General features: G+C 56.1%; 8 protein-coding genes. 5 read left to right on the forward strand and 3 right to left on the reverse strand.

Annotation, left to right across the window (positions count from 1 at the left end; translation table 11 throughout):
• The gene (locus tag ADICEAN_RS21880) at nt 1-1,218 is read left to right on the forward strand and encodes a GAF domain-containing sensor histidine kinase (RefSeq protein ID WP_009195768.1); all 1,218 of its coding nucleotides are present in this window, start codon (nt 1-3) and stop codon (nt 1,216-1,218) included.
• 37 nt (nt 1,219-1,255) lie between these two features.
• Here ADICEAN_RS21880 and ADICEAN_RS11490 read toward each other — a convergent pair whose 3' ends face one another.
• Nucleotides 1,256-1,765 carry a YfiR family protein gene (locus ADICEAN_RS11490; RefSeq protein ID WP_009195769.1) on the reverse strand — a complete coding sequence of 170 codons (510 nt, stop codon included), beginning with the start codon at nt 1,763-1,765 and terminating at the stop codon, nt 1,256-1,258.
• Between the two features lie 220 nt (nt 1,766-1,985).
• Nucleotides 1,986-2,672 carry a 3-hydroxyacyl-CoA dehydrogenase family protein gene (locus tag ADICEAN_RS11495; protein WP_009195770.1) on the reverse strand — a complete coding sequence of 229 codons (687 nt, stop codon included), beginning with the start codon at nt 2,670-2,672 and terminating at the stop codon, nt 1,986-1,988.
• Between the two features lie 55 nt (nt 2,673-2,727).
• On the opposite strand from ADICEAN_RS11495, the gene ADICEAN_RS11500 reads away from it, so the two are divergent.
• The 4 genes from ADICEAN_RS11500 (at nt 2,728) to ADICEAN_RS11515 (ending at nt 6,333) form a co-directional block, all read left to right on the forward strand.
• Nucleotides 2,728-3,111: a RidA family protein gene (locus ADICEAN_RS11500; RefSeq protein ID WP_009195771.1), complete on the forward strand. Its 384-nt coding sequence runs from the start codon at nt 2,728-2,730 to the stop codon at nt 3,109-3,111.
• Nucleotides 3,111-3,602: a hypothetical protein gene (locus ADICEAN_RS11505; protein WP_009195772.1), complete on the forward strand. Its 492-nt coding sequence runs from the start codon at nt 3,111-3,113 to the stop codon at nt 3,600-3,602. Before ADICEAN_RS11500 ends, ADICEAN_RS11505 begins: the two co-directional genes overlap by 1 nt.
• 138 nt (nt 3,603-3,740) lie before the next feature.
• Nucleotides 3,741-5,279, forward strand: coding sequence for a glutamate--tRNA ligase (gene gltX, locus ADICEAN_RS11510; protein WP_009195773.1), 1,539 nt, complete (start codon nt 3,741-3,743; stop codon nt 5,277-5,279).
• Between the two features lie 265 nt (nt 5,280-5,544).
• Nucleotides 5,545-6,333: a TIGR00266 family protein gene (locus ADICEAN_RS11515; protein ID WP_040396872.1), complete on the forward strand. Its 789-nt coding sequence runs from the start codon at nt 5,545-5,547 to the stop codon at nt 6,331-6,333.
• A 55-nt stretch (nt 6,334-6,388) separates the two neighbouring features.
• Here ADICEAN_RS11515 and ADICEAN_RS11520 read toward each other — a convergent pair.
• On the reverse strand, nt 6,389-6,830 hold a 442-nt coding region (locus ADICEAN_RS11520; protein ID WP_051068849.1), incomplete at its 5' end, for a methyltransferase family protein.

Genomic DNA, 6,830 nt, shown 5'->3' on the forward strand with positions numbered 1-6,830 from the left:
ATGAAAAATACATTTGGGCGGGAAATCATTCCACAAAACGACGAAGCGAGAGTTGCGGCACTGCACCGCTATGAGATTCTGGACAGCCCGCCTGAAGAAGTATTTGAAAAAATTGCCCGCCTGGCCCAGTCCATGTTCAAAACGCCTATAGCCCTGGTGGCCCTGGTAGACAAGGAGCGGGTCTTCTTTAAGGCCAATGTAGGCATGGGCGATACCCTTAATGTTAGCCGCGGTGTTAGCCTCTGCTCGCTGGCCGTGGCCGATGAAGAGGTGGTGGTATTTGAAGATGCCCGCAAAGACCCCTGCCTGCTGCACAACCCCCTGGTGGCCGGCACCTTTGGGCTCCAGTTTTATGCCGGGGCCCCCATTACCACCCCCGATGGCTATGCTGTAGGCACGGTTTGCCTGGTAGATCATACCCCACGCCAGTTTACCGATGAGCAGCGCTCCCAGCTACAACAGCTGGCCGATCTGGTGATGCATGAGCTGGAGCTGCGCCTCTCTACCCGCAAAACGCTGGCCATGCAGACCGAGCTGCTCCAGACCACCATCCACGACATCAAAAATCCGCTCAACAACATTTTGGGGCTGGCCAGCCTCATCAGCAGCAGTAAAGACATGGCCACTACCCTGGAGTATGTGCGCCTGATCAAGCAGTCAAGCACTGCGCTCAATGGGGTAGTGCAACAGCTGCTGGAAACCACCCTGAACTTTCCAGACGAGTGGGGCCTGCGCCAGGAGCAGGTAGACCTGGCCGAGATCCTGAAGCGAACAGTTGAAGAAAACAGGGCTACGGTGCTCAAAAAGGAGCAGACCATTACCACCAGCATTGAGGCCTCGCCCCGGGTGCTGGGTGATCCGCAGCGGCTGAAGATCGTGCTGGACAACCTCATTAGCAACGCCATCAAATACTCGCCCACCGACACCACCATTCACATTGCCCTCTCGCAGCAAAATGGCAGCGCGCTGCTGGAGATCCGGGATCAGGGGCAGGGGCTAACAGAAGAAGATCAGCAGAAAATGTTCAGGAAGTATGGCCGTCTGAGTGCACAGCCAACCGGCAATGAAACCTCCAGCGGGCTGGGCCTTTACATCAGCAAGCGCATTGTAGAGCAGCATCAGGGCCGCATCTGGGCTCAGAGCGAAGGCAAGAACAGGGGCAGCCGCTTTATGGTAGAATTGCCCCGCATGCGCAGCAACAAGTTCCAGACTGGCTAAGGCTTGCCGGAAAACGGAAGCAGTAGAGCAGTACCCTTTATTGCACAGCCATGCCCACCAGCTGGGCCGATACCCGCAGTCCGGCTTTTTCCAGCGCTGGCTGGTCCAGCTCAAAGCGCAGCTTACGGTCTACCAGCAAAAAGTTGATCATCCCCCCTTTTTTCAGCAGCCCGTCACCTTCGGTCACCAGGATGCAGTTGGGAATGCTGCGGCTGGCAAAGAGCGGCAGCTTGGAGCTTTCGGGCCCTGGCAGGAACAGCAGCTGGCACTTATCGGCATCGGCCGGGCTCATCACCGGCTTTATGGTGTATTTGCGCTCGGAGGTGGTTTTGAGAATAGCCATTTTTTCAAAGGCTTCTACAATCTCGGGATTGCCGCCCGAAACCCCTATTACCAGTTCCTTGGGCGCAGCAGGCCACTCTATGTATTTGGTGAAGTTGTACACATACAGGGTATGGAAGGTATAATCGGTTTTGGTATACCCTGCACTCACAAAGAGCAGACCGGCAAAGGCCATCACGACTGAAAGGCGAAAGGCAGATAGCATAACTGGAATTTCGGTTGTTCAGCTGTATAACAACCGTCAAATATAGCTGCTCCGCAAACAACATACAAGTTATATGCAGCTACATGTAAGTTTAATCCAATAAATAAAGACTATTTATTCTCCTAAAAATGCAGACTCCGCGCACCATATACCCCTAGTTGCCACTTCCAGCCAGCAACAAAAACAACAAAAAATTAAAACCGCATCAAAGCGGTTCTCCCTACATCTGAGCAGGTTCGGCGGCTTCCTGCAGCAGGTATTCCCGCTTTAGCAGGGGGCAGATCTTGTAGCGCTCATCGCCGGTATCCTGCCACAGGGCTTCCAGCAGCTCATACACATGCTTAATGCCGATCTTTTGGCTCCAGGCAAAGGGGCCCAGGGGATAATTAGTGCCAAGCTGCATGCCCAGGTCAATGTCCTGCCGGCTGGCGGTACCCTCCTGCAGGGTATAATAGGCTTCATTGATAATCTGGCAGATCACCCGGGGGGTTACCATGCCAACGCGGTCCTGCACCAGGCGGTAGTCGGCACCCAGGGCGGCACATACGGTTTTGAGCCGGGGCAGGTCACCTTCTTCCAGCAGGCTTAGCTCCAGCAGAGGGCGGTTGATAAAACCCGATAGGGCATTGATCCCCACCAGGGTGCAGGAGGGGCGGCCCCAGCGGGCTACCAACCCGGCCAGGCTGCTTTTGGGCACATTGCAAAAAACAGTAAGCCCCTCCAGGCGTTGGTATTGCTGAATGCGCTCCGGATGGCTATCCAGCCACAGATCAAGTACGGCATCAGCTTTTTTAAGATCGGCTTCGGGCAGGGCCTCCACGGTGTGGTAGTGGATCTCGGCAGGTTCTCCGAAACGCTCTGCAAATTCGGCCAACATTTGCGCGGGGCCGGTCACCAGTATGAGCATAAATTCTTACTTTTAAGCCAAAAATACGCTTTTTCACCCATTATCCCCACCCCCTATGAGCAAAAGTGTCATCTACAGCGAGCAGGCCCCGGCCCCCATTGGGCCCTACAGCCAGGCCATCCGCATCAAAGATACCCTCTATGTGTCGGGCCAGATCCCCTTTATCGGCCAGAGCGGCGAGCTGGTAACAGGCAGCATCGAAGAGGAAACCCGGCAGGTAATGCTAAACCTGGAGGCTATTCTGAAGGCCGCCGGCATGAGCTTTGCCAATGTGGCCAAGTGCACCATTTTCATCAAGGACATGAATGATTTTGGCGCCATCAATGGCGTATACGGCAGCTTTTTTACCGACAATCAGCCCCCTGCCCGCGAAACCGTAGAGGTGGCCCGCCTGCCCAAAGATGTGCGGGTGGAGATCTCCTGCATTGCCGTGGCCTGATGCAACTGCTGCCTTATAAAGAAGAAACCATTATCCTTCCCTATTCTGCACTGGAAGCCTACCGCCGCCTGAAAGCACTTACCAAACCGGTAAATGAGGGGCTGCACTACAGCCCGGCAGAAGACAGGGCCTTTTTGTTTAATGGACTTCTGAAAAAGGAGGGGTTCCGGATCAGCCGCAAGCTGGTACGGCCCGAAAACTTTCTACCCCTGCTGGTGGGCCACATAGAGGCCACCTCAGTAGGCTGCCTGGTGTTTGTGCGCTACCGCCTGTTTTTTGCCACCACCCTCTACCTGGTGTTCTGGACGGTGGTTTGTGTGCTCATGAGCCTGTTCTTTCTGCTGCACCAGGAGGCCTGGGGCTATGCCGCCCTGGCCTTTGGCATTGGCTGCGCCCAGTATGTGATTGCGGTCAAAAACTTTGCCCTGCAGGTGCGCCGCAGCCGCGCCGTGCTGGACCAGGCCTTTTTTAGCAACCCCCTGCCCGGCTGAAGGGGTTCACCCGGCTGTCCGGACACCGGCCCCGCAGGCAGTAGGCAGGCAGCAGCTTTTTTAAACACAAGTGCCCCGCGGGGCCTTCTCCTGCAGGCTACGTAATAAATTTGTAAGTTTGCAGCATATTTGAGTAGCATGGAAAATAACATACGCGTACGCTTTGCCCCCTCTCCTACCGGGGCTTTACATATTGGCGGTGTTCGCACCGCTCTATACAATTACCTGTTTGCCCGCAAAACAGGCGGCACCATGGTGCTGCGGATCGAAGATACCGATCAGACCCGCTATGTGCCCGGCGCCGAAGCCTACATACAGGAAGCCCTGGATTGGGCCGGCATACAACTGGACGAAAGCCCCTGGACCGGCGGCCCCTACGGACCCTACCGCCAGAGCGAGCGCAAGGAGCAGTATCTGGCGTACGCCCAGCAACTGATTGAGGCAGGCCATGCCTACTATGCTTTTGACACGCCCGAGGAGCTGGAGGCCATGCGCGAGCGCCTGTGGGCCGCCCGCGTGGCCAACCCGCAGTACGACTCGCTCAGCCGCATGCAGATGAAAAACAGCCTTACCCTTTCTCAGGAAGAGGTGGCGGCCCGCATTAGCAGTGGCGAGCCCTATGTGATCCGCTTTAAAATGCCCCGCAAGGAAGAGGTGCGCCTGCACGACATTATCCGGGGCTGGGTAATGGTACACACCGCTACCCTGGACGATAAGGTGCTGATGAAAAGCGATGGCTGGCCCACTTACCACCTGGCCAATGTGGTAGATGATTATCTGATGAAGATCACCCATGTGATCCGTGGCGAAGAGTGGCTGCCCTCGGCCCCCCTGCACGTACTGCTCTACAAAGCGCTGGGCTGGGAAGCCCACATGCCCAAGTTTGCCCACCTGCCCCTGATCCTGAAGCCCGATGGCAACGGCAAGCTTAGCAAGCGCGATGCCGAAAAACAGGGATTCCCCATTTTTCCGCTGGAGTGGATAGACCCCCTGAGCAACGAAAAAGTGGCCGGCTTCCGGGAAGAGGGCTACCTGCCCGAGGCAACGGTCAACTTTCTGGCCTTTCTGGGCTGGAGCCCCGGTACCAATGACGAGCTCTTTACCATGGAAGAACTCATTGAGATCTTTAGCCTGGAGCGCATCGGCAAGGCCGGCACCAAATTCGATATCGACAAGGCCAAATGGTACAACCAGTACTACCTGCGCAAGCGCCCCGATGCCGAGCTGGCCGGCATGCTGCAGGAGCAGCTGGACAAGCTGGAAGTAGGCTATGAAGCCGAGATGGTCCATAAAGTAGCCCTGGAGATCAAGGAGCGGGCCGTGTTCCCCAAAGACCTCTGGAAAGATGGCGCGGTCTACTTTATCCGCCCGGCCCGCTACGATCAGGACGTGGCCGCCAAAAAATGGAATGCCGAGGCGCAGAACATCATTAGCCAGTTTGCCCAGGCGGTAGAAGACGATGCGCAGGCCCTCACCGCCGAGCGCGCCAAAGACCTCTTGCAGCAGGTGCTGGACAAAAACAATGTCAAGATCGGGCGGGTTATGCAAGCAGTACGGCTGGCACTGACCGGTGTGGGCTCCGGGCCCGACCTGATGAACATGATTGAGATCATTGGGCGGGAAGAAACCGTCCTGCGCCTGCGCCAGGCCGTGCACCATCTGCACGTAACCCCCTAAGCTTATGGCACGCAAACCGGAAAAACCCAAAAAAGAATCGCCCAAGGTTAATGAAGACCTCAAGGGATTCGATATAAAAATCGATACATTTGGTGAGATCAAATCCACCATGAACATCGATGAGATCAATAAATTTCTGAACCGCAATGTAGACGACAAAAAGCTGCGGGACCGGGACGATCTGGAATTTATTCAGGATAAGAAAAAGCGAAAAAGCTCCAAAAAGACCGCGATTCCGATACACCAGACGAATAAACGTTACCCCATGCACCGACCCTCCGACCAAATTGATTACACCATTCTGGGTGAAAGCATTCAGGTGGTAGAAGTTGAGCTCGATCCGGGCGAAACCGTAGTAGCCGAAGCCGGCGCCATGCTGTACATGGAAGAGGGCATTCAGTTCCAGACCAAAATGGGCGATGGATCCGATGCCAACTCCAGCATTCTGGGCAAGCTCTTTCAGGCCGGCTCCCGCCTGCTTATGGGCGAGTCGCTCTTCATGACCCACTTTACCAACCAGGGCGGCCGGGGCACGGCCGGCAAGGCCAGGGTGGGCTTTTCGGCCCCCTACCCGGGCACCATCATGCCGGTGCAGCTGAGCCAGATGAGCCGAAACGAGCTGCTGGTCCAAAAAGATGCCTTTCTGTGCGCTGCCCTGGGCACCAAGATCTCCATTGCGCTAAACAAGCGCATGGGCAGCGGCTTTTTTGGGGGTGAGGGTTTTATTCTGCAAAAGTTGCAGGGCGATGGCCTGGCTTTTATCCATGCTGGCGGCACCATCATTGAGCGGCAGCTCAACAACGATACCCTGCGCGTAGATACAGGCTGTATCGTAGGCTTTGAGTCTACCATCGACTATGACATTCAGCGGGCCGGCGATCTGAAGAGCATGATCTTTGGCGGCGAGGGCATCTTTCTGGCTACCCTGCGCGGTACCGGCAAGGTGTGGCTGCAGAGCATGCCGGTGCGCAAGCTCATACAGGCCCTGATGCCTACCGGCCAGAACAGCAAAAAAGGCAGCAGCTCGGTGCTGGGCCAGTTTCTGGAAGATTAGCAGGCCTATCATATCCCTTTATTATCAGAAATGCTCCTGCCCGCAGGAGCATTTTTTATATCCCTCCCCTTCTGCCAAAGCGGGGAATCAGCATGGGCACCTGCCGCTTATACTGCCGGTACAGCTCGCCATACTGCCGCTCCAGATCCCGCTCTTCCAGCCGGATACCAATAAAAATATAGCCGATGGCCATGCCAACGGTGATCAGGTTGGCCCAGGTAGGGATGTAGAGCCAGAAGCCCAGCAGTACCAGCAGGTTGCCGGCATAGAGGGGGTGGCGTACCCGCTTCAGGATGCCATCGGTGCGCAGGCGGTTGCCCAGCGCTTTGCCGCCCTCCTGCGGCTTAAGGCCCACAAATTCCTGCAGGGAATAAACCCGAAAGGCCTGGCGAATCACCAGTACCCCCGCCGTAGTGAGCATCAGGCCCAGGTAGCGAAACAGCCCATCGGGCGGTAGCAGGCGGGCATGTGAGATAATGGCATTGTAAAACAGGATG

Source organism: Cesiribacter andamanensis AMV16 (genome assembly GCF_000348925.1).
Lineage (GTDB): Bacteria > Bacteroidota > Bacteroidia > Cytophagales > Cyclobacteriaceae > Cesiribacter > Cesiribacter andamanensis.